This window comes from Arachidicoccus sp., from assembly GCF_050436765.1.
Lineage (GTDB): Bacteria > Bacteroidota > Bacteroidia > Chitinophagales > Chitinophagaceae > Arachidicoccus.
In genome coordinates, this window is record NZ_JBNQGD010000034.1 from 1 (window position 1) to 2316 (window position 2316).

At 35.5% G+C, this 2316-nt stretch carries 2 protein-coding genes; both read left to right on the forward strand.

Features of this window, described 5'->3' with window-relative positions; translation table 11 throughout:
• The coding region (locus tag ACQR30_RS01285; RefSeq protein WP_429730150.1) for a M16 family metallopeptidase at positions 1-898 on the forward strand (898 nt) is incomplete at its 5' end.
• A 50-nt stretch (positions 899-948) separates the two neighbouring features.
• Positions 949-2232 (forward strand): M16 family metallopeptidase, encoded by a 1284-nt coding sequence (locus ACQR30_RS01290; RefSeq protein WP_429730153.1) that lies wholly within the window; start codon positions 949-951, stop codon positions 2230-2232.
• Positions 2233-2316 lie beyond the last annotated feature (84 nt).

Consider the following 2316-nt stretch of genomic DNA (forward strand, 5'->3'; position numbering starts at 1 on the left):
CAGTTTGGAGGTGCAACGTAAAGTTGTTTGCGAGGAGTTCAAGGAGCATTATATCAACAAGCCTTATGGTGACGTTTGGCATAAACTCCGCGAACTAGCTTATACTGTTCATCCTTATCGCTGGATGACTATTGGCAAAGAACTACGTCATGTGGAAGATGCCACATTGGAAGATGTTAAGAAATTTTTCTTTAAACATTACACGCCTTCTAATGCAATTTTGGTTGTGGCTGGAAATGTGCGAACTGCTAAAATGAAAGAGTTGGCTGAAAAATGGTTTGGTCCGATTCCTGCTGGTGAAAAATACAGGCGTAATATTCCAAAAGAGCCAGAACAACTTGCACCGCGCTATCTGGAGGTAAAAGCAAAAGTGCCTGTTGATGCGTTATATAAAACCTGGCATATGGGTGCGAGATTAGATGAAAGCTATTATGCTACTGATTTAATTACAGACGTTTTTGGCAACGGGCCTTCTTCCAGGTTGTATCAAAGTTTGGTAAAGGAGCAGCAATTGTTTTCAAATATTTCTTGTTATCATATGGGCACTATTGATAATGGCTTAGTGGTTATAGAAGGAAAGTTGAGCAAAGGCATAAAAATGGAAGATGCAGAAGTTGCCGTGGATAGACAAGTGCAGCTTCTGCTGAAAGAAAACATTACACAAAAAGAGTTAGATAAAGTAATTAACAAAACTGAAAGTATGATTGCTTTTGAAGATATGAGTGTTTTGAATCGTGCAAATAGCTTGGCTCTTTATGAATTATTGGGCGATGCAAGTTTAATGAACAGCGAATTAGCACATTATCAAAATGTAACATTGAATGATATTGCAATGACAGCAAAAGAAATTTTTAAAGAAACTAATTGCAATACTTTGCGTTATTATAGCGAATTGTAATAAATAACTGATATACGCGATATTAAATCGCAAAACATAAATTTTTAAGGATGTTAGACAGAAAAGTACCGCCTCCAATCTTGGACTCAGTGAATTTTGATTTAAAACTAAAGAAATACGAACATTTTTTATTAGACAACCATACACCGGTATATATGATAAATGCAGGTGCAGAAGAGGTGGCTTCTATTGAATGGGTATTTAATGCAGGTAATTGCTATGAGGCTAAAAACCTAATAGCTTCTGCCACCAATCATTTGATTAAAAATGGTACAAAAACACGCTCATCTTTTGAAATAAGCGAATTTTTTGATTTTTATGGAGCTTATTTGGGTGCAGGATGTAGTAATGAAACAGCAATTATCAGTTTAAGCTGTTTATCGAAGCACTTAGCCGTATTGCTTCCTAAGATAGCTGAATTAATTACAGAAAGCATTTTCCCAGAAATGGAATTATCTATTTATTTACAAAATCAAAAGCAACGCTTGACTATGAGCCTGCAAAAAGGTGATTTTATAGCCAATCGTTTGATTGACGTTTATTTATATGGCGAAAATCATCCTTATGGTAAATTTACTTCCTTAGAGGCTTTAAATGCTATTGATAGAGAAGATCTGAATCATTTTTATAGGGAAAAATACACGAATGGCGATTGCAAAATTTTTGTCGCCGGAAAATTACCCGCCGGTATTGATCAGCTACTCAATCAGAATTTTGGTGCTTTACCTTTTGTAAATAATAGAAATTCATCTGCTATTAATTATACGCGCCAACCTGCTAGCGAGAAAAATTATACTATATTCAACGACGAGAAGAGTGTGCAAGGCGCTATTCGTTTAGGTAGGCCATTCCCCAACAGACATTCAGAAGATTGGCCTAAGATGCAGGTATTAAATACAGTTTTTGGCGGCTATTTTGGTTCCCGATTGATGAGTAATATTCGGGAAGAAAAAGGCTACACTTATGGCATTCATAGCTTTGTTCAGAGTCATGTGAATGAAAGTGCCTTTATTATATCTACAGAAGCGGGAAAAGATGTTTGTCAGGCAACCATAGAAGAGGTATGGAAAGAAGCAAAAAAAATACGGGAAGAACTCATTGATGAGGAAGAACTACATCTGGTAAGAAACTATATGGTAGGAAGTGTATTGGGTAGTTTAGATGGACCTTTTCAAATAATCGGCCGTTGGAAAAATTATATTTTAAATGGTTTGGATGATGGCTTTTTTTATCAAAGCCTGCATGTTATTAGGACGGTTACACCAGAAGAATTACAAGAATTGGCTAATAAATATTTAACTGAAGAATCCTTTTATCAGTTAACTGTGTTCTGATTTTTGAAATTTGGATAAAGACTTCTGTCTTGGGAGTGTAATATAAACTGTGTCAGCTAATTTTTTATTTACCTTTACTGAATC